Source organism: Ignavibacteriales bacterium (assembly GCA_015709675.1).
Classification (GTDB): Bacteria; Bacteroidota; Ignavibacteria; order Ignavibacteriales; family Ignavibacteriaceae; genus H2-BAC3.
The window spans coordinates 3168990-3191091 of record CP054182.1 but is presented as its reverse complement, the minus strand read 5'-3'; the positions used below and the strand labels follow the sequence as shown (position 1 = coordinate 3191091).

Genomic DNA, 22102 nt, shown 5'->3' with positions numbered 1-22102 from the left:
TTTAGTTTAATTTTTTCTGCTGAAACTTATTGACAATTTCCGAGAAATTGAAAGAAATTCTGATGGCTCCTTTACTTCTGATTTTGCTCTTTTTAACATCTTCACTGCCCGCACAGCAGAATAACCAATTTGAGAGTTTATTACAGTTTGCTGATACATCCCGGCTGCTCAGGAATGCTTCGGTTAGTATCTACGCAATCAATATTGCCCAAGGCAGGGTTATTCTTGATAAAAATGGACAGAAAGTGCTTGCCCCTGCCTCGAATTTAAAGGTTGTAACTTCCGCTGCCGGGCTTGAAATACTTGGCAGCGATTACAAATATAAAACCTCATTTTCACTTGCCGGTGAAAACACACCCGAAGGGGAGTTTATAGGAGATGTTATCATTGAACCTTCCGGCGATCCCACGTTCGGTTCTACTTTCATAACCGGAATACTGAGTTTTGAAGAAATTTTTGATTCGGTATTCCTCAGGATTGAAAAAGCGGGTATTAAAAAAATCCGCGGAGGAATACGGGTTGATCTTTCCGGCTTTTCTGTTCAGCAGTTTCCTGACTACTGGTCATATATAGATATCGGCAATTATTATGGTACCGGGGTGCATAAGTTCACCTTTCACGATAATATGTATTTCCTCTTCTTTAAGCCCGGCTTAAAACCGGGGGACCCTGCAGAGGTTTTGCGGACAGAACCGGAAATTGAAGGCTTAAAGTTCATCAACAGAATGAGAACCGGAAAAGCGGGCTCCGGAGATAATGGGTATATTTATCCGCTGCCGGGAAGAGAGGAGTATTTATTGCAGGGGACTATTCCGGCAGGAGTAGAAGAGTTTGATATAAAAGGAAGCCTTCCTGATCCTGCTGCAGCTTTTACCGGACTTTTTCTAAATGAACTGGAGAGGAGAGGAATAACTTTTACCGTCAGCATAATATATGATTCCGTGAAAACCGGGGATAGGCAACAAAATCAGCTTGCAGATTTTTATTCACCTCCCTTAAGGGAAATAGTCAGAATCATTAACAAGCGAAGCAACAATCTTTATACTGAACAGGTTCTGGCTGCACTCGGCATGAAAAATGGCCGAGGAAGAACAGAGGAGGGAATCGCCGTTGTGGATTCATTCTTAAAAGCGAATAATATCTTTAGTGAATCACTCCGCCTTCAGGATGGATCAGGACTTTCCCGGAGCAATATGATATCGGCAAGAACTATTTCGGAACTGCTGCACTATATGGCTGTGAAGGGGAAGACATTCTCCGATTATTATGAATCATTTCCGGTTGCGGGCGATACATTAGATTCGGGAGGATTTAAGCGGTTTGGACTGGGGACGGTTATTGCAAAAAATGCCAGAATTAAATCAGGAACCATAAACGGTGTCCGCTCATTTTCAGGTTATATTCATAACAAGAAAGGGGATTTGATAGCATTCTCATTTCTGGTTAATAACTATAACGGCCGCTCAGCAGATGTTGACGGCTGGTACCGTGAACTGCTGCTGAAACTGGCAGAGTAATGAAATATATCTCAAATAAATTTTTCACTCTTGTTAAATAAGGAATTCGCGGATACACACCGCTGCTTGTGTGTACATGTAAAAATAGCAGATCAAGTTTATTGAACTTGCAAAAAAAAGCCACGCATATCTGCGTGGCTTTTCGGGTAAATATGTTACAAAACCAGTTGATTTTCAGTTCAGAATCATCTTGTAAATATGTCCCTGCAGGTCTGTGAAGTAAATGGTCTTGCCTGCGGCTGATGGATAAAATGCCGGTATATCAAAACTGCCGGTTATTACTGACCTGTCCCCACCGTTATATTTTCTCGTAACCAATTCTCCTGCAGTAATTTCATAGCCGTCATCTTCTACCAGCATATATGCCACATGTTCAGTATCCATCCAGACAGGGGCTTCTCCCTCACCGAAGTCATAGATGATACCATATTTCAGATCATATACACGGATACCGGTTCCAAGGTACTCAACTGCTATTTTGGTGCCGTCGGGGGAATAAGTAAATGACAGGGCTCTGCCAGATACCATGGTCTCAATGAATGAAGGGGGGAATGTGAGTTCCGGGTAATTTACTATCAGAAGATCTTCATCAATAAGAAATCCGGCATCACGGCCTCCTTCACCCAAAGCAACGGATTTTGCTTCAAGTTTTGAGGGTTTATAGTTAAGAACTCTTCCGTCCGCGCTCCAGAAAGGGAGGGATGCATCAGGATACTGACGGCTCTCAGAAATAACCTGACCAAACGGATTTATCACCTTTATTCTAGAAGTACGGTCATTTTCACTGAAAATATTTTCACGCATGGCAATAAAATTTGCGCTCCCGGACCATGAAAAACCCCAGCCGATTCCTGCTCCAGTGACCTCTGCAATGAGTGCATCAGAGATAATATCATACACAAAGAGTCTGTTATAATCAGCACTGCTCAGTGCAAGATATCTGCCGTCTGCTGAAACCTTTGGTATAAGAAACTGTTCGCCCTCCTTAAGGTTCAGCCGGACCGCATCCTGTGCTGATACCGTTACGGTCAGAATAAGAAAGAGTATATATAAAGATTTTTTCATATCAGTCTGATTCCTTCTACTTCAGTAACATCAGTTTAAATGATTTGACAATTCCGTTCCCGCGGAGCGAGGCAAAATAAATTCCGGAAGAATAAGGGGAAAGATCGGCTGTGAACCGGTGGACGCCTGCCTCTAACAATCCTCTGCTCAGAGTGAGGACTTCTTTACCGAGGATATCTGTTATGGTAATCTCATAATCACCACGGACCGGAAGATTCACCTCCAGATTAGTAGACGGATTAAAAGGATTAGGATAAGCGGAAACAGAATAGTCAGCCGGAGTTAATTCCAGATCATTCTCATTAAGATTAGTTGCTCCGGTAAAAAATGAAACGATTTTATTCACAATCTGCCTGCGGTGGTTTACATTGCCCATGGTTTCAAGCGCAAAGGCAAGATATACCAGCTTGCTTTCAATAAAACCTCCTGAAACCAATCCCCGGAAGGCAATTCCTGCCGTCTGAGTTGCATTATAACGCATAACGGGATAACTTCCTCCAATGGTATCAATGACGTCGGGCCAGTCTTCGGGATATACCTGTCCAAAAGTGAAATTCGGGACACCGTCAAAAAGTGTTCCCGAAACAGCTGTTCCGGCCGGAGTGTTTGGGGTTGGTGCATCAGCAATATATCTGGCTTTAAGATAAGTGTTGATGAATGCTTTATCAGCGGTGGTACCCTGCTGATCGAGATCCCAGGCAACTTCGGATCCGCTTACAAAAAGTTTGCCTCCCTGACGGAGGTAGTCCCGTATATATGTCTGCTCCAGACCGGTGAATGTTTCATCAGCTACCGACTCATCACCCAGGAACCAGAAAACATATTTATACGATAATAGCTGTGCTGAACTGGTGACGGTAAAATTGCTCACGGTTTCAAACTTAAAGTTCATGGCACTCAGCGCATCACCATAGATCGCTGCAAAATTATGAGCCGGATTGGCTGATGATCCGCTTATCCGGTTAAAACCGTCAACGATAAGAACTTTTTCCTGGCTTGCTGAGGTATATGCTCCATATGTGCGGGAGAAGTTGGGACTTTCGCTTACAGCATTCTTTGCCTTAATTTTAACATAGTACTGCTTGCCGGTCTGAAGTCCTCCAATAGATGCTGAAAGAGATCCTCCCCCCGGAGTTGCCGCAGGGATGGTATCCCAGGTCACGCCGTCTTCTGAGAGAAATACATGATATACATCTATGGTGCCGGTTGGTTTTTCCCACTGCAGAGAGAGGCTGGTGTTTGATGAAAGTACGGCTTTAAGCCTGACATCCCCTACGTACTCCGTCTGTGTAAGTGAGAGATTTCTTTTATTTATCGTCCCTGCCTGAACAGTTATATTCGTATGTACGGTATCAAGCTGAGATCTGAGAGTAACCCGGTAAAACCCCGGAGGAACTACATCAAAACGGTATACTCCGCTGCCGTTATTGCCAATAGGGTAGGTCAGGCCGAGAGAATCAATTGAAACGGTGATATTTGTCGCCGGCTGTCCGGTTGCCATATTAGTAACCACACCAGTAACACTTCCGTGTGAAGGGAAGGGAGCACTATAAAGCTGCAGAAAGGAGTGGTAGAGAGCTTCTGCTTCCGTCTTAAGATAAGAGGTATCAGCAAGCCGGACTCTTTCCTTTGCATTATCAAAAAATGACGCCTCGCTTAATGTACCTGGCATATTGAGCGTGCTGAGCACACCCAGATTAAAACCAAGGAAGCAGAGATCACCTCTGTATATCGCGCTGGTTGTCTGCAGTGCATTAAACATCCGGTTTGCCTGAATATTGGCTGCAACATCCGTCACTCCCGGCCAGGCAGGATTTCCGTTCGGGCATATACTTGAGTTATTCTGCTTAAAGAGAGAAAGAGAATAATTTGATGTTCCGTCAAATGCATTATGATGAACCGAATGGAAATAATGCACATTGTTATTGTTTGCAATGGTTTTACGCTGTGTAAGGGTTATGCACGGACCAATCGAGTCATAATCTGCACGGGTAGTTATTACCGTTGCCCCTTCTGCCTGAAGATATCTTTTCAGGTATGGTACCACGATGTGATTGATGTAGCTTTCAAACCTTTTGGTTTCTGCGTCATTGCATGCAGATGCCTGTCCGGGTATAAAGCCGTGACCCGGGTCAAGACAAAACTTTTTTCCGGTGAATGACTGACCTGAAACTGATGCGGCCAGTAACAGGAATATTAATAAATGTTTCATTGGTAAACTCTCCGTTAATCTCAGCAGCATATAATCACTTCATTAACACTGCTTTAATAGTTTTAACGCCAAATGCGCTTGATACTCTTACAAAGTATGTTCCTGAAGGAAGACCTGCTGCATGAAATACGGTTGTGTGTTCGCCTGCATCAAGTGATTCTGCTTCGAAAAGAACCGCAGAACGTTCTCCAAGTGAATTAAATACCTCAACCGTTACAAAAGATGATGAAGGCAGAGAAAATGTAATAGTTGTTGCCGGATTAAACGGATTCGGATAATTCTGCCTGACGTTAAACACAGAAGGGGTAATTCCTTCTGAAGCGACATCTGTAACAATTACTTCTGTCTTTTTGACAATTCGCATATTATCAAGATACAATCTGCCGGCAGGTTCAGCACCCGCATCATCAGTCATCTGGAAGCTGTCAATCCGGTAGAGAGGAAGGTCAAGCTGACCGTTACCCAGCCATGCTCCGACCTTAGAAGGGTCGTTAAGCTGCCACTCCACCAGTTTCCATCCGCGCCAGTTAATCTTAAACCAGACGGATACTTCATGATTCGGCCAGGAAGTACCACCGTTCCCTTCATCAAGAGCAAAGCGGAATCTGCTGCCTCCACCGTCACCGTATATATACATCTGTAATGTATACGATGTGTCAAAAGTGATATCACGCGGTGGCCCGCCGGAAAGGTAATTTCTCAGCAGCTTTGTTCCCGCGGAAGGATTCCACTGGTAGCGGAGCATACCGGACTGCTGCGGAGAGGTTGCAGGCAGGAAGATCTCCGTTGAATAATCAAAACCGGTTCCGCTGTCAACAATTCCAATAGTTGAGCCGCTCTGCTGAGGATTCCACCATAATCCGTCACCACTGTAGGGGTCAATAATCAGAGAAGCGGAATACTGCATATTATTAACCGAGAAAGGAATAACAATTTCAGGTGAGACTCCATTACCGCCAAGGTCAGTTACACCTGATGTAATCTTCAGTTCATAATCTGAGCTGATAGTAAAGCGCTGCTGCGGTTTTAATGAGAGCCGGGATTTTCCATCTTCTGTTGTCAGGCGCATATCCTTTGTAACCGCGGTTCCATTCCTGGTGAGTTGGATATTGGCATGGGTTACGGTTGCAGGTGCGACCAGTTCATCAAACAGAAGAGAAAGAACATCTTCTGCGTCAATAGATCCGGTTACGGATGTATCGGGATACACAGATAAGAGTGCCGGCCCATGCAAATCTATATCCTCGGTTCTGAAATACAGATTGAATGTATCACCAGGGACACCATTTGCGTCACCATCAATATTTTTACCATTAATGTCAGTGGCTGAAGGAAGAATTGAAAAACGGTAATTGGTGGCAAAACTCAGATTACCCTGTTTAACCAGAGTAAGACTTTTGCTGTCTGCTGTCCAGAGAGCAGAGGTAAACGTAATCTGCGGATCAGTCTCTATGGCAGTAATAACGCTGTTCCGGTTCATGCTTTTTGAAAAATTCAGCTTTATCTGCGAAGATACTCCGACGGTATCGTTCATTGCTGGTACTGAAGAAAGCACCACCGGCGCGAAGGAAGGTACCGAATCAGTAAGTGCCAGATTTGAAAGAGGAGATTCATTCCAGTATCTGTCGGCAGCCGTCACTCCGTAATGATATATTCCGTTAAAATCCTGCAGCCCGCTGAAAGACTGCGTAACAGTAAAAGTATCGCTGGCAAAGGAGATGTCCACAATTTCTGCCTGATCGGTGTTAATCGAGGTATCTGCATTCCGGTAAAGTATATACCACATCTTCTGGGGAGAAGAAGCGTGCGGCGTGACTTTCAGCCGATAGTTCAGCGAGTCAATTTTCGTAATGCTTAAGGACGGCGCTTCCGGCACAGTATCTTTTACTGTTCTGGTATCGCGAATTTTGGTTCTGCGCTTAAAAAAGGTTGCGCCTGCTTCAGTAAAATAGTTTTTATCCCGCCAGGAGCCATAACTGAAGAACTGAAAACCATCAACAAAAGGAACATTCCGTGTTGCGTTAATGATATCGGGATGATTCTGCCAGACGTTATTTTCAGCCAGTATATATGATCCGGGCCCGACCGTAAATAATCTGCCGGCCGTTGTACCCGGCTGGATGAACTGGCCCCAGCACTGAGGACACTGCCCGTTAAGCATACCGGTGAATCCGGCTGCAGTAGTCCAGTGATAATGCATCGGGGTGAGCTGGTCAATATAGCCCATATTGTACCAGAGAGCAGCATCCTGATACACAATGCCATAGCCCTGCCATCCTGACCAGTTATATTTACCGATGGCTGCAGCGGAAATCCGAATCCATGGCTTAACCGCCTTAATGGAGTCATTCATTTGCTGCACAAATTTGGTTACAGAGCCTCTCCAGAATTCCTCCCATGAGGTATATCCTGCCGGAATTCCTGCTGAGTAAGGATGCTCTACATCATATAGATATCTGCCCGCCTGATTTTCTTCGAGCGAACGAACATCATCATCAGTAATCATTCCGTCAAGCAGGGCAAGACGCTTTTCATCTTCTGTTTTTGGTTCGGGTCTTGGTGCAGTACTGCTATATTCATTCCACCGTACATAATCATAATGAAATCCGTCAATGTCATAATTCCTGACGATTTCCATGCCCACCCGTGTCAGATAATCTCTGACAGCGGGGAGTCCTGGTGAGAGCGCAATGTTTGAGGTCATTGGATTCCCGCTCTGGTCACGGCAAATCCATTCCGGATGCTGCTGTGCCGGTGCACCCGGAGCGGTGCTTCCTGATGCAAAGACATTGAACCAGGCATGCAGTTCAAGACCACGCTTGTGGGCCTCTTCAATAGCATAGGCAAGAGGGTCAAAGCCAGGGTATGTGCCGCCGGCATAGGAGCCCCATGGCTCATAGGAAGAATTATAATACGCCGTGCCAGCCTGCCTGACCTGCCAGAGTACGGAGGTCATATTTGCGGCTTTATGATCATCAAGTATTCTTCTGATCCGTGCTTTATTCGTTTCCACACTGCTTGAGGAACTGATGTACTCCCAGGTAATAACCCAGGTGGAACGGAATTCCTGATTCGTGCTCTGCGGAAATATGGTTAATGTCATTATGAAGAGGAGCGCAAGAATTTTCATATCTTTACTGCTTATGTTAGCCGGTATTTGTGAGTAAAATTAAGCATACAATTTAAAGAAATTAGAGGATAAAACACTGGATTTTCGGCACATTCATGTGAGACAAAAATTACCCATTCTGCTGCTGGTTTTGGCTCTTTTTATTACGGGTTGCTCTTCAGCTGTAAGATATTCCACGTCATCCGTACCGCCAAAGAACCCGGCGCCGGAAGTTGCATTCAATCCGGCTGATTACGCCGATGCTGAAGTGTTAGAGGAAGTATCAGGAAAAGCATCCTTTTACGCGGATAAATTTCATGGAAAATTGACCGCCAATGGTGAGGTATTCGATATGTACAAAATTTCTGCCGCGCACCCCAAATATCCTCTCGAAACCATCATAAGGGTTACCAATCTGAAAAACAGGAAATCCGTAATTCTGAGAATTAATGACAGAATGCCTGACTTTAAAGGAAGGATTATTGATTTATCCTATCAGACTGCTGTGGAACTGGAGATGTTAAAAGAGGGGGTTGCCGATGTTAAAATTGAGGTTCTTGAATGGGGTAAAGGAAAGACAGTTAAATGAGCCCCTCCCAATTGCTGCCTATTTCCTGATATCTGGTCAGGATCATCTTAATTACTTCATCAGGCAGAGGTCCTTTTTCAACGATTGCAATATTTCGCTTAATGTTATCAGGGTTTTTCCCGCCAACTAGTGAGGTATCAGCCCCTCCGGAAAATACAGCAAAGCGGATGAGCAGTTCGTGATAGGGGATATCAGTTTTGTACTGCAGTTCTTTCATGCGAATCCAGTACTGCTCGCAGTAGTGGCCGTGCGGCTGTGTCTGGTGATGCCAGCAGACATTTGCTAAACTTCTTTTGCCTATAATCCCCATCCCAAGTTCCCTGGCTCCAGGGATATACATGCGCAGACTTTTCTGGTCGAATATGTTGACCGAGGTCTGAAGGGATTGTATTATACCGGAACTGAGCGCGAATGCAAGGTCTTCATTTTCACCCGAATACGCCGGAACTTTAAGCCAGCCCCTATGACGGCACTCCAGGAGCGCATCCAGTACTCCGTTGTTCCTGAGTATATACTCAGAACAGGAATGTAGATGCACAATATCAATCACCCCGGTGCGAAGCTGTTTACGTGCTGTGTCAACCCCTTTTATAATACAGTCATACGTCCAGTCCTCAGTGCCTTCAATTCCATACCCGACTTTAGTTGAGAGGATAAATTCATCTCTTCGATGAGCGAGGTATTTACCAATCCGTTCTTCTGAAAGGCCATATCCGCGGGCTGTATCAATCATATTGATGCCAAGATCGGGAAGGGAGTGAAGCAGATATTCTGCATCCCGTTCAGTAAGGGAGTCATCACCTATCTGCCCTGCGCCAAAGCCAAGGGGAGAAACACTGAGACCGGTACGGCCGAATTTACGCGGTTGCAACCGGTTATTTGTAATTTACAAACTGGACCGGAAAATCAAGTTCAGTTTCACGGACGAGTTTCTGAACCGCCTGAAGATCATCAATCTTTGGTGCTGTAACGCGTACCTGCTCATCCTGAATCTGTGCATTGACTTTAAGTTTGGAATCTTTAATCAGTTTGGTAATAATCTTGCCATTCTCTTTTGAGATGCCCGATTGAAGGGTGATTTTCTGCCTGACGGATTCATGAGAAGCAGCCTCAGGATCACCAAACTTCATTACCTTGATTGATAGCCCCCGTTTAATGAATTTTGTCTGCAATATATCAATAGCAGCTTTTCTTGAGTAATCGTCCTTTGAGTGAAGGGTGAGAAGTTTGTCTTTTTTGTTTAATTCTAGAGTTGTTTTGGAATCCTTCAGGTCATATCGCTGCTGGATTTCCTTAAGGGCCTGATTGACTGCATTGTCAACTTCCTGAAAATCAATTTCAGAAACAATATCGAATGAGTGATTTGATGCCATAATAATACTATACTTTTATTTATCTGCAGATGGGAAAGAATATTCTGAAGAACACCGGAAATCTGAGTCGGGGTGGGGAGATTCGAACTCCCGACCTCTTCGTCCCGAACGAAGCGCGCTAACCGGGCTGCGCTACACCCCGAAAACCGGTCTGCAAATATAGGTAAAAATCGCTTATTTTAGGGGGTTCAGGTCTCAAAAATTAAAAAAATTTGTTTTTTTATAAATATAAACTATTTTAGTAGTTACAGTTAGACTAATTTACCTAAATCAGATTGTTAAATGAGTCTGCCTAAATTCAATAATTTATTCATGGGTTCTGTCATGAGAAGAATCTTATCGGTTTTTGCATTTTTACTACTGATACAACAAATTTCGTTTGCTCAAGTGAAAGCAAATCAGTGGACGACAACGTTCGGAACGTTAATTCCGCGCTTCACAGGTAGTGAGGTTACTGGAACTGAAATTAATTTTGGGCTTTTCGCAAGCGCACAATATAATTTTTCTGAACATTCAGATTTCAGATGGGGGGCTCACTACGCTATGATCCGTTCGTTAAATTCTCCTGTCAAAAATAATACCTTCTCCTTAAATCTGGATTACATATTTCACATGGCTCCATGCGATATTCTTGATCCGTATTTTGGCATCGGGGTCTCAGGATTGTATTTTTCCTTAGAAAAGGGGCAAAGTGTGAAGGATGGAAATTATCTTGATTATCAGGCGAACCTGATTTTAGGTGTAAACTGGGGAATAATTGATGAGTACCTGGTTGATATACTCGGTGAAGGATTTTCTTACAATACCGAAATTGCATATCATACCGTTGCTTCTGACGGGTATGACGGAGCAGGCGGTACTGTGGGCGGGCTGCTTGGCGGTTCACTTGACACGTATATGACCTTTAAGGCAGGACTTATATATAAAATAACGGAAGGAAAAAAATACCGTTATTGCGATATATATGACGGAGTTCTAACGATAAACAGTATTTCCAGTCCTAGCCCTGATAATAAAAATACCAATCCGGATAATAAAGACACAGAACCAAACTCAACTGTTACCAATGGTCTGGTTGACTATAACCGCATTGAAGATATCATTAAACGATACGTCAAAGAGCCGGCTAATATAGATTACAACCGTATTGAAGATATCGTTAAGCGGAATAAACCAAGCATCAACTTTGACGGTATGCCCACTAATGATAAAAATGCAACTGACGGTTACGCGCCGAACTGGGTTCTGATGGGAATTAATTTTGAATTTAATTCAACCCGGTTTACCCCGGAATCTTATCCTATTCTGCTCAACGCATTCCAGATACTGATGGCAAACCCAAGCCTGAGAGTAGAGATACAGGGGCATACGGACAATATCGGAAGCAGTGAGGTTAACCGTAAACTCTCCCGTGACAGAGCTGACCTTGTTAAACAATATTTGGTTTCAAAAGGAATTGCCGCTAACCGTCTTTCTACCTCCGGCTTCGGAGCTGAAAAACCAATTGCAGATAATCAGACTTCAATGGGAAGATTCCTTAACAGAAGAATTGAATTTAAGGTTTTAGGAAAATAATTTATCAGTTAAAAAAAAGCTGTATCAGGAATTACTGATACAGTTTTTTTATTTTAAAGGCAGGGTGTATACCTTAATTGGTTGAAAGAAGTACATTGTATTATATACTTATCGTAGTTGGATTGTAGAACAGACTTTAAACCAAAAGTCCCGGCAGAAGCCGGGACTTTTTTGTTAAAATATGACTTATTCATGATTATCCAGAATTACTTTTTCGTTTTTAACTCCTTGTCAGACTTTCTCGTCTTAACCAAACAATAACTTAACGATAAACAGTGCGCCCAGGAATCCTGCTGCATCAGCCAGTAGACCAGCGGGGAGAGCATGCCTGGTTTTTTTAATTCCAACGGAACCAAAATAAACGGCAAGTACATAAAAAGTAGTTTCTGAGCTTCCGAAGAATGTGGAGACTAAAATCCCGATAAAGGAATCAGGTCCGTGAATCGTAATGATCTCGGTCATAATTCCCAGTGAGCCGCTGCCCGATAAAGGTCTCATTAGTGCCATCGGGAGTGCTTCAGCTGGCATACCGATCGGATCAGTAATAAATGTAAGGCCGTATATAAGCCATTCCATTGCTCCACCGGCTCTGAAGATACCAATTGCTGCAAGCATGGCAACCAGGTAGGGGATTATGCGTACCGCGATATTAAATCCTTCCTTTGCACCTTCAACAAATGTTTCATAAACCTTAACTTTTTTAACAAAACCAAAGCTTAAGAATATCAGGATTAGCAGGGGAATTGCAGCAATAGAGAATAGTTGTATAAACTGACGGATGAAATCCACACTCACCCAACTGAACAGATAAGAAAATGCACCGCTCATTATCCCCGCGAACAGCATAAAAATTACCGCAAAAAAGATAGCAAAGCCCTTGAGATTTTTTTTCGCCCGTTCAAAGAATGTTGTCGGGGTCATCGGAAAATTTTCAAACAGTTTAGCTGAGAGAATTGCTACTGTGGTTGCACAAGTAGAACCAAAGAGGGAGGTGCCAATGATAATTGCAGGATCACTGCTCCCTACTGATGCCCTGATGGCAATGGCGGTTGCCGGTATCAGTGTCATTCCAGCGGTATTTATCGCAAGAAAAGTGCACATTGCATTTGTAGCAGTCCCTTTTTCAGGATTTAGCTTGTCAAGTTCCTCCATTGCTTTCAGTCCGAAAGGAGTTGCTGCGTTACCCAATCCCAGAAAATTGGCTGAGAAATTCATAATCATTGCACCCATTGCAGGATGATCAGAGGGCACGTCAGGATACAGAAACTTCGTAATCGGTTTAACTGCCTTTGCTATTATCGCAATAAGTCCCCCCTCTTCAGCAACCTTCATTACTCCGAGCCAGAGAGCCATAATGCCGATAAGCCCCAGAGCAATCGTTACCGCAGTTTCAGCATAACTTAATACTGAGGCGGTAACTTCCTTCATTTTTACAAAGGATATACGCTCAAATTTTACGGATCCAATCAGCGCATCTGAATTCTTGTTCAGCGTTAGAGTCCCAAGGAGATCGTTTTCCTTTCCGTTGACAGAAGCCATCTTCGTGATAAGGGGATGCAGGGATTTTTCCGGGATCATATAAAGGGAAACGCTTGCTCCATCCTTTGAAGGAGAAGATTTTGCACTGATTCTGAGGGTGTCGGACAAATCTTTACCGCTCCATGACTTAAACGCCTCAGGTGTTATAATTAGTCTAATATCAGAAGCATGGCTCAATAAATCCGCTCTGGAAGGAGCACCTTCCACGCTGATGCTCAGGGATTTATCATTATTCCATGCATCTGAACCCAGATCGGCAACATCTGTATATATTGCTGCTGAGAGGCCAAGAATGATTAGTGCATACCAGACATAATTGAGCATAGGGTCAGTCCTTTGTGAACAGAATCTTTTCTTCGTACGGGAAAGCATGATTACCGCGGCTGTTTGCGGCAATTATTTTAATAAGACGCTCTCCCGGGGTTTTGAATGAAATGGTAATTTCCCTATTGTCCTTCTGATAAACAAAATCACTTGTTTCGAGTGAGTCGCTGAACACACGGATAGATTTCGGGTTAATCTGTACCGTATCACTAATGCTGAATACAGCAGTATAGAGACCATTGGAGTGATTCTTCTCCTTTAATGATACCTTTGGGATACTCTGACTGATATATCTCGCTATTCCGCGAAAGATGCCCCAGGCCTGGACTTTGTTAAATTCATCAATGATAAGCCGCTGCTCTTCATACTCATGCGTAAAAAATGAACCTTCAACAAGCACTGAGGGTATAGTTGTGTGACGCAGTACCGAGAACCCCGCCCCGGGATATATCCAGTAGTCAGAATAGGTACCGTCAAAGGATCCCAGCCCGCCTGAATTCCTCATTGCATAAGCCAGATCGCGCTGAATATACTTTGCCATGTCACGTTCCATCGGTTCATATTCGTAGTCGGTTTCCTTGGCATGATAATAGGTCGAAGTATAGTTGATAAAACGGTCAGCCCCGGCTCCCGGTGCATTATGGTGTATTGAGATAAAGAAATCCGCACCACTTTCGTTTGCCAGCCGGGAACGGTCTCTCAGATTTACCGTGGTATCTTTTGTGCGGGACATATAAACAATAGCTCCGGCCTGGGTGAGGAAATCACGGAGGTAGAGCCCTACTTTCAAATTCAGATCCGCTTCCACAGCTTCGCCTGCAGGTCCCTTGCTGCGTCTGTCTTCACCTCCGTGGCCAGGATCAAGATAAAACTTTTTTCCGGTGAGATAGGGTGAATAGGAAGCCATAAACGAAGTGTATTTTTCAGGATTTCTGAACTCCAGAGGAGTATCGTAATATACTGAAGGGGAGCACCCCGTAAACGCTGCTGCAATCAGCAGTAAAACAAAAAATTTAGCTGATTGCTGTATCAAAAAATTGTTCACAAGTAAGTCCTTCCATTTTTAGGATACAGTCAGAACAGGCAGTAAAGGACTGCTGCTGTTCTCGGGAAAAAATATTCTGCAATATAAGGGAAACCCTCTGTTCAGTCCGAATAAAATCGTCCCGTGTGTGTTGTTTTCTGACCGAACGGGCAGGATCCCGGGTAATGTAAAGAATTGTTTCAAGGGATTGAGCATCAGGAAACAGCTTTCCTGCAAGTAAAGCGTAGATATCAAGCTGAAACTGGTAGCGGTTCATTGCTGCGGCAGTCAGATTTTTGAGTTCGTTGGTTTTGTAATCAGCTATAATGATATTCTTCTCTTTTAGCAGAAGGTAATCTAATCTAGCTGTCACAAAATAACCGCCGATAATCGCCCGGATTTCATACTCCGATATACCATCCGCCGAATAGAAATCCTGGAACTCCGGTGAATGAACTATCCTCAGTACATCAGAGAAAATCTTATCTTTTATTGATGACGAAGAAATCCGCAGTTGGTGAAACTGACCGGTCATTGACCGCTTGATATCTTCCGCGTCCAGCCCGGGCTTATATAGTTCGATTGCCTTATGAATAATACTGCCGTAGAATGCTCCTTTGAGCAGGGGACTCACGTCGGAATTCTCTTCAGGTGACAGAGGTAAAGGAATTTCCTCATCAAGCAATGAGGTGACATTGGTAAGCCGGAGTTCATTTACCAGCCGGTATTTATGCGGGCATTCATCATAAGTGAGAATTCCGGAAACCGGAATCATGCGAGTGGAGAGATGTTTAGTGGATTCAATTCTGGTTACACCGGCGAGTGCTACCGGGCCTGAGAAAGAAGATTTCTCTTCAGGAGTTTGAGAATCAGAGCCGGTAGTTATATCAGTGTGGATTGATATCACAAAATTCTGCTGTTCAGTAACGTGTTCCATTGAAGGGCGTGAGAGAACTTTCACAGGATGAGTAAACGTTTTTTTAGAATCTGCCGGCTTAAGGGCAAATGTTCTTGTAAGAAAAGCAAAGAGACTGTATGATTCAGTTTTATCCGAGGCATCAGCGGTGAAGAAAATCTGGTCTGTGGCTCTGGTACATGCCACATAATAAATCCGCTTTGTTTCTTCCAGTTCTCTCCTTCGGCGAAGATATTGTTCAAATGATCCGGCAAGAGGAAATATATCATTTTCACCCGATGGGAATTTTGGAATCAGTCCGAATGACGGAGAAATAATAAATGGATCGCTGCTGCCGCCTTTCCTCTCTTTTGCAGAGTTAAACAGAAAAACAGCCCTGAATTCGAGGCCTTTTGATGCATGAATCGTCATGATGTTCACTGCATCGGACCCTTTTTGAGAAAAAACTGGGTCCTCTTTTCCTTTGGTCTCTCTCAGTCCCTCAAGATAAACAATCAGATCGTACAGAGTAAAATTCTGTTCATCTTCAAAGACTCTGATTCTTTCGGAAACGGATCTGATTCTTGCAAATAGTTCTTCGTGAGGGAGTATTGCAGAACTGATTTCAATGTATCTTGTTTCGGATAAAACTTCTCGCAACAGCCGTGACGGGCTTATTGCCTTTGCCTTTTTAAGAAATCCTTTCAGATAACTTCTCGCGAAAGCAGCTGCTGCCGATAAGTTATCCAACTGTTCAAACCGTTGCCAAAGGTAGAATCCTGATCCGGAAGCGATCTGGTATATATCAACATCTGAAAGCATAAAAAACGGACTTCTTAACAAACCAGTAAGAGCAGTATCGTTTTTTTGATCGGCAGCGAACTTGAAGAGATTAATAATATCAGCGGTCACCTGATCCCGGAATTGCGTGGTTCTGCCTGAAAAAATATGATGTATGCCATATGCTCCGAATACCTCCTGCAGAAAGAGTGCATCTTCATTTTCGTATAGCAGAATCCCGATATCACTCAAATGTTCAACAGATTTATCCTGCAATAATTTGTTGATTCGTTTAGCAATTAGCTCAGCCTGATGCATTTTTTTCTGAGCGATAGATGATTTTTTATCATCTTGCTGAGTGGAAAGCAGGATTTCAATGTGAGAAGGAGGAATAACCGGCTCTTCATTCCTTGCGTATATCAATTCTTCCGGAGCCACGCTGTTAAATGGCTTCATCTGATCCGCAAAAACCTGCCCGAACAATGCATTGTTAAATGCGCAAAGTTCTCTGCTCATCCTGAAGGACTCTGCAAGAGTAATAACCCCTTCTTTATTGATATTTCCGATCATCTCCCGTGTTTCACGAAATATCTGCGGTTCCGCGTTCCGGAACATATAAATACTCTGTTTTTCATCGCCCACAATAAACAAATTAGGTTCGGGGGCAGTCATTTCCCGCAGTTTTGAGACGAAAATATCAAACTGCGCATCATCAGTATCCTGATACTCGTCAATCATAATATACCGGTACTTCTGATTCAGATGTGATGAAACCTCAGATTCCTGATTCATTACGATGTCTCTTGCTTTTAAGATAAGGTCGTCATGATCAAGGAAGTTCAATTCTCTTTTCCCGGATTCATAGTACTCAGTGGTCAGAGAGAATAGTCTGCTGAATTTAATATTAAATTCGTAAAGTTTTTTGTGCATCTCTCTTACTGTTGCCAAATCTGAAGGGGTCTCAGAAGCAGAACCTGATTTCCCCTTATCAATTTCTGAAGAAATATCTTTATACAGAGCTACGGCTTGTTCATCACGTAAACTGGCGTTGCCTGTCTGATCCTCTGATGCATAACTGGTGTTCAGAATTTCTGCCATGATGTTCCCCATATACCGGTCTGCGTTATTCAGAAACTCCTCTTCACGGAGTAAAACAAGATTACGGTAAAAGGGAATCAGTTTTCCTCTTTTTCTGACGGCTGAAATTAAAGCCGATTTTAGTTTGTTATATCCTCCGAGTGTGAGTTGAAGGTAAACCTGCACTTCATGTAGTTCCGGATCATCAAAAGATTTCTGCAGTGACCGCTCTGCCGCTTTCTCAAGAATTTCTGATGACATAACTTCATCAACAGGAATAAAACCGGGATCCACCCCTGCATCAATGGCAAACTCACGCAGAATTTCGCTGCAAAATGAGTGAATAGTGGAAATTCTTGCGGAACTGAGCAGTCTTTTTTTCTTCTTCAGGTCATTCCTGATACCGGCAGGAATGTCAGTATTTCTGATATAGCCTTCAATTTCTTCACGTATTTTTGTATAGAGTTCAGAAGCAGCCTTTTCGGTAAAAGTGATTGCCGCTATATTTTGCGGAAAGATATCACGTCTGGTCAGCAGTTCAGCATAACGTTTTTTTAGAACAAAGGTTTTTCCTGAACCTGCATTTGCCGCAAGAGATATGTGAATTGACGTATTAAGCGCTGCCTGCTGAGAAGCTGTTAGTTTATCAGCCATTTGATTTTTCCCCTTTCCCAGGTTGATTTGATTCTGCAGAAAGAATTATCTTAAAACAAGTACCCTGATCTTCTTTTTGTTCAAGTGTTATTGAACCGCCGGCGTTTTCAATCAGGCGTCTGGTCATGGAAAGACCAAGACCCATCCCGCCAGTTTTGGTGGTAAATCCTTCCCTGAAAATTACTTCACGGATTTCTTCCGGAATACCGTTACCGTTATCACAAATCGTCATAATAAACGAATTATATTCCTGATAAGTTGATATTGTGATCACTGTTGCTTTTGCCTGAATGGCATTTCGGATCAGATTAACCATCATTCTCCGGAACTGGGATCGGTCCATCATTATCAGTATTTCTTTATTCTCATGCTCAACTTTCAGTGATACATGATCGTCATTATACAAAGCTGCAGTGTCATCAATAACTTCGGCGGGATTCATCAACCCTGCATTCATCCCGGGCATCCTTGCGAATCGTGAGAATTCTGATGCTATCTGATTCAGCACTTCTATCTGGTTAATAATGGTGCCGGAAACTTTATCAAAAATCGCATCAAAGTTCTTTGCTCCTGATTTATAAGCATGGATGAGATGCTGCATAGTCAGTTTCATGGGAGTGAGAGGATTTTTTATTTCATGCGCTACCTGCCGTGCCATTTCTTTCCAGGCGGCTTCTCGCTCAAGTGAACTCAGATCTTTCTGGTTCCTCTGCAGTTCACTGGTCATATTCTCAAATCCCTTCATCAGCTCTTTTAACTCACCTCTGACGTTATCAGGAATATCATAAGCAAAATCTCCGCCGGCTACTGAGTGCGTAGCTTTGGTCAGTTTCTTTATCGGCAGAGAAATTTTATTTGCCATGAAACTGCTGATAATAATTACCAGCAGGATTGCCAATGAATATACGCCGAACAGGATGATATCAATTTCAACCGGTAAAATAACCGGCCGGACTTTGTTCAGCAGACTGTTTACTTCAAGAATATACTCCTGACTTTTGAACGTCAGTTTACGGAACTGTGATAATCCAGTCTGCCCTCCATACGAAACTGTTCTGAAATCATCCCTCATTCCTTCACGGTAGAGAATGTGAAGTGTCTCCGGATCTGGCCGGGGCGGCACCAATTCAGCAGTTTCAAGCTGTTGAAGAGTGGTAAAGACGAGTGCATTCTCTTTATAGATACTAAAATGTATATCAAGGTTTCTGAAAGCACTCCTGAAAACATCCTTATCATTTATTGTATTGCTCCCTGCCCCCTCACGTTCGAGATAATTGGCCACAACTGATGATTTTTCGTGTATCAGATTTTTCAGTCCCTCTTCAGCCTTTTCCGTTATGTTTATCCTGTTGTAGACTGCAAGAACAACCATCGGAATAATAGCTATAAAAAGAAACGCAATAAGAAGCTGCATTCTGAACGTGTACTGGGGGAACGCCCCCTTTTTCAGATTTATCAGGAAAGCAATGCCGTACCAGATCAGTGAAAATAGTGAATGGATAATAAACAATTTGAAGAAATTAAACAGATTCCAGGTGAATGTCCTTATCTTAATACCTGTTGCTGTTATTGATCTGCTGCCTGTTATTTCATTCAGCGAAGCGTAAAAGAGATATTCTTCAGCTCCGGGATTGTATGTAATCCATTTCTCAGCTGATTCTGTAAAAGCTGAATCCAGCAGAAGTGACATTAGCTTTTTGTCCGGGTAGAATTCTCCCTCAGTATATATCAGCTCGCGGTTCTGAAAGTTGAGAATGGTCAGATTTTCATTTTCAAGCGTGCTTCTCCAGCGTGTATCTGCTGCCTGAATGAGCGGGAAGTCGGATTTTTCATGAATCCTGACCGTATTATACAGAAAACAGATTGCAATGTAGGAGATATCACCTTCCGGTAAGCTAAATGGCGCAATACCGACAAGTTGAATATGATTTTTGTCACCGCTGAATGGTGTAAAACTAAAGACTGCAGGGGAGTTTATCTTTAGAAAAGACAGAAGAGAGGGGACAATGTCAATTCCATCAAGATTATATCCGAATCCTCCTGTGATTTTTTTATTTTTGTCAAGGAAATAGATACCGGAACCATATAATTCCTTTGAAAAGGTGAGTGAAGCCCATACTGAATATGCTTCTGTTGCAGTATGAAGAATTCCGCTCCTGCCTGCGTCGCGGCTGCGGAGTATTTCGGGCACTGCCTCAAGCGCATCGGTCATAAGGAACTGATAAAGCCCCGGATTCTTTCTGTTAAATTCAAATGATGCTGTTTTTAATTCTTCCTTTGTCAGTTCAGAATTAAAATGGTTCATAAAGGAAACGGATAAGACGGAGGCAAGCAGCAGCGCTGGAATTTGTATTGCCGCTCCAGGTTTCTCATAATAAGCAAAGTATGCCGTAAGTATTCCCGTCAGCAGGAAGAATACTAATGCGAGCGGCGGGGTAACAAGCGGATTTGAAGTAAAAAAAAGTAAAACCACCGTAAATAATACGGGGGAGGCAAAGAGTATGAAGTAGGAATACGTTCCGGAGGGTAGTCCCGAATGAGAATAATTTTTTATTAAAAGAGCTGTCCAGCTTAAAATAAAAAGAAAGACGCCACCTCCCGAAAGAAATACTCCTAGATTCATGGTCAGAGCCGGAAAAGAGGGAATCAGGGATGGATCCTTGAAGTAACTCAGAGATGAATCAAAGATTACGCTTCGCATTGAGGCAGCATAACCCCTGAGAAGCAAAGCGGTAAGTGCTCCGTAGAAAACGAGGAAGAAGAAATATATTAAGCGGCTTACGTTTGATGGAATACTTTTTGTTTTTTCCGTTCTGATCGCGTAAGAAGCACTAAAGGCGGCAATGATAAAGAAGAAGAGTGCCGTTACCAGAAACTCCGCAGGTGACTTTACAATTCCTCCGCCAAATGCTGATGAAAAGTATGCAGGGTCAGTGAGTTCAGCGGGTAGTATAATGGCAACAATATCTAATACATACACTATCCATCTGAAGATTATCAGAAAAAAAATCAGCAGTATGAGCCGTAAGCTTACATAAGGTATCCGCTGATAGTCTTTCCTGATTCCAAGCAGTATGCTGATCAGAATACTAATCAGCAAAAGTGACTGAATAAAGCTGATCCAGTCAACAAATGCATCCTGCGATTCAGGACCGGATGGCAGCTTGTAAAGTATATACCCCAATTGGTTACCTTGTGAGTCACTGAGAGGGACCCTGAGAGTATCTGAACCTGCGGAATCTTCCAGGCTATTTTCAGTCACTAAGCGGAAATCCTGCCCTGCCTTATTCTGTAAACTGGCGAATAATAATCTGTCTGGTTCCGGATAAAGGCCGCTTTCCGAGAGAACCGGAAGCCCCATATAGATAAAAAATATCTGTGGTCCCGTGCGGATGGTATCATACTGCACTAGTGAGGTGAAAATAGCTCCCTTTAAAAAGAAAGTTTTTCCCGGGTTCTCCGGTATTCCCTGACCGGATTTTACTGAAAGCGGATAGCTGTTATTGAAGCTGAGAAGGCTGCCTTTCCTGTCATATATTTCAATGATATAGTTGTTTTGCGGTTGACTATTGAGCAGGAGAAAGAGGGAGTCATATTCCACTTTTTCACTTAGCAGAATATCTGAAACTTCCTGTCTGAGATGGATAAAGTCGTTATTGAGCTGCTCTGCTGCACTCGTGAATATCCCGGTTGTATTACTGATTAAATCCCGCGAAAGTTTTTCGCGTTCTTCAGGGAATGATGCAATCTGATTTTGTATAAGATAGGGGGTAAGTATTCCTAGAAGAATAATCCCCATCGTAAGAAGAAAAGTTACAAGAAAATACTTTCTTGTGCCGCTGAACCGGGTAAGGAGTTTTTCAATCACTATTTAAGGGTAAGTTGAGAGATATACCAGTTGTTCCCTGCTTTGTTTAGAGCGATATAAACCTGAGCCGAAGATTTCCTGTTTTTAGATTCAAAATGAAGCACGCCGGTTGCATAAGGACTTCCTTCGGGCTCAAGGATGCTGAAACGGAAACTGGTAGGGTTCATGGATTTAAGGAAGTCCTGAAGTATATAAAACGCCTGATTAGGGCTGTAATAACCTGAGGCTGTTGAAGCGAGACTCAGATAAGTCTGCCCTGTAATATATTTTGAGAATGCTGATACATTACCTGTTGCGAGTCCTCTGCTTATTGAAGTGAAAATACTTCTTACATCTTCTGATTCGGCTGCGCGGGCCGGAGCTGAAAGGGCAGAAAACATCAGCAGCAGAGCAAGGATCATCATCCTGAGCTGCAGATGTTTAAATAGAGAAACCGGAGAGGGTCTCTCTCCGGTGTTCTTCAGACTCTTATTTATTTTATAATTATCATTCATTACGGAT

General features: G+C 43.1%; 13 protein-coding genes and 1 tRNA gene. 3 read left to right on the top strand and 11 right to left on the bottom strand.

Annotated features, from left to right (window positions below; all coding sequences use genetic code 11):
• The first annotated feature begins 62 nt into the window (after positions 1-62).
• Complete coding sequence (dacB, locus tag HRU80_12400; protein ID QOJ29631.1) at positions 63-1517, top strand: D-alanyl-D-alanine carboxypeptidase/D-alanyl-D-alanine-endopeptidase; 1455 nt, start codon at positions 63-65, stop codon at positions 1515-1517.
• A 174-nt stretch (positions 1518-1691) separates the two neighbouring features.
• On the opposite strand, the gene HRU80_12395 is transcribed toward dacB, so the two are convergent.
• Genes HRU80_12395 through HRU80_12385 form a run of 3 tightly spaced genes read right to left on the bottom strand, consistent with a single transcriptional unit; the run spans position 1692 to position 7924 of the window.
• Complete coding sequence (locus HRU80_12395; protein ID QOJ29630.1) at positions 1692-2582, bottom strand: hypothetical protein; 891 nt, start codon at positions 2580-2582, stop codon at positions 1692-1694.
• A gap of 16 nt (positions 2583-2598) precedes the next feature.
• Entirely contained in the window at positions 2599-4794 is a 2196-nt protein-coding gene (locus tag HRU80_12390) for an N-acetylmuramoyl-L-alanine amidase (protein ID QOJ29629.1), read from the bottom strand.
• A 34-nt stretch (positions 4795-4828) separates the two neighbouring features.
• The gene (locus HRU80_12385) at positions 4829-7924 is read right to left on the bottom strand and encodes a family 10 glycosylhydrolase (protein QOJ29628.1); all 3096 of its coding nucleotides are present in this window, start codon (positions 7922-7924) and stop codon (positions 4829-4831) included.
• Positions 7925-8021: 97 nt separating this feature from the next.
• On the opposite strand from HRU80_12385, the gene HRU80_12380 reads away from it, so the two are divergent.
• Complete coding sequence (locus HRU80_12380) at positions 8022-8492, top strand: septal ring lytic transglycosylase RlpA family protein (GenBank protein QOJ29627.1); 471 nt, start codon at positions 8022-8024, stop codon at positions 8490-8492.
• Here the strand turns inward: HRU80_12380 and HRU80_12375 are convergent.
• The 3 genes from HRU80_12375 to HRU80_12365 form a co-directional block, all read right to left on the bottom strand.
• Positions 8485-9363, bottom strand: coding sequence for an aldo/keto reductase (locus HRU80_12375; GenBank protein QOJ29626.1), 879 nt, complete (start codon positions 9361-9363; stop codon positions 8485-8487). The two genes, HRU80_12380 and HRU80_12375, sit on opposite strands and share 8 nt — an antisense overlap.
• 4 nt (positions 9364-9367) lie before the next feature.
• Entirely contained in the window at positions 9368-9865 is a 498-nt protein-coding gene (locus tag HRU80_12370; GenBank protein ID QOJ29625.1) for a YajQ family cyclic di-GMP-binding protein, read from the bottom strand.
• Positions 9866-9932: 67 nt separating this feature from the next.
• Positions 9933-10007, bottom strand: a tRNA-Pro gene (locus tag HRU80_12365).
• A 470-nt stretch (positions 10008-10477) separates the two neighbouring features.
• Between HRU80_12365 and HRU80_12360 the strand changes: the two genes are divergently transcribed.
• Entirely contained in the window at positions 10478-11440 is a 963-nt protein-coding gene (locus HRU80_12360; protein ID QOJ29624.1) for an OmpA family protein, read from the top strand.
• 246 nt (positions 11441-11686) lie between these two features.
• Here the strand turns inward: HRU80_12360 and HRU80_12355 are convergent, their stop codons facing one another.
• The 5 genes from HRU80_12355 to HRU80_12335 are packed head-to-tail and all read right to left on the bottom strand — an operon-like array spanning position 11687 to position 22095.
• Positions 11687-13303 carry a spore maturation protein gene (locus tag HRU80_12355; GenBank protein ID QOJ29623.1) on the bottom strand — a complete coding sequence of 539 codons (1617 nt, stop codon included), beginning with the start codon at positions 13301-13303 and terminating at the stop codon, positions 11687-11689.
• A gap of 4 nt (positions 13304-13307) precedes the next feature.
• Positions 13308-14348, bottom strand: coding sequence for an N-acetylmuramoyl-L-alanine amidase (locus HRU80_12350; protein QOJ29622.1), 1041 nt, complete (start codon positions 14346-14348; stop codon positions 13308-13310).
• The gene (locus tag HRU80_12345; protein ID QOJ29621.1) at positions 14317-17733 is read right to left on the bottom strand and encodes a UvrD-helicase domain-containing protein; all 3417 of its coding nucleotides are present in this window, start codon (positions 17731-17733) and stop codon (positions 14317-14319) included. The genes HRU80_12350 and HRU80_12345 overlap by 32 nt, the downstream gene beginning before the upstream one ends.
• Positions 17726-21601: a HAMP domain-containing protein gene (locus HRU80_12340; protein ID QOJ29620.1), complete on the bottom strand. Its 3876-nt coding sequence runs from the start codon at positions 21599-21601 to the stop codon at positions 17726-17728. Before HRU80_12340 ends, HRU80_12345 begins: the two co-directional genes overlap by 8 nt.
• A complete protein-coding gene (locus HRU80_12335; protein ID QOJ29619.1) occupies positions 21601-22095 on the bottom strand; it encodes a DUF4783 domain-containing protein in 495 nt (164 codons plus the stop codon). The genes HRU80_12340 and HRU80_12335 overlap by 1 nt, the downstream gene beginning before the upstream one ends.
• Positions 22096-22102 lie beyond the last annotated feature (7 nt).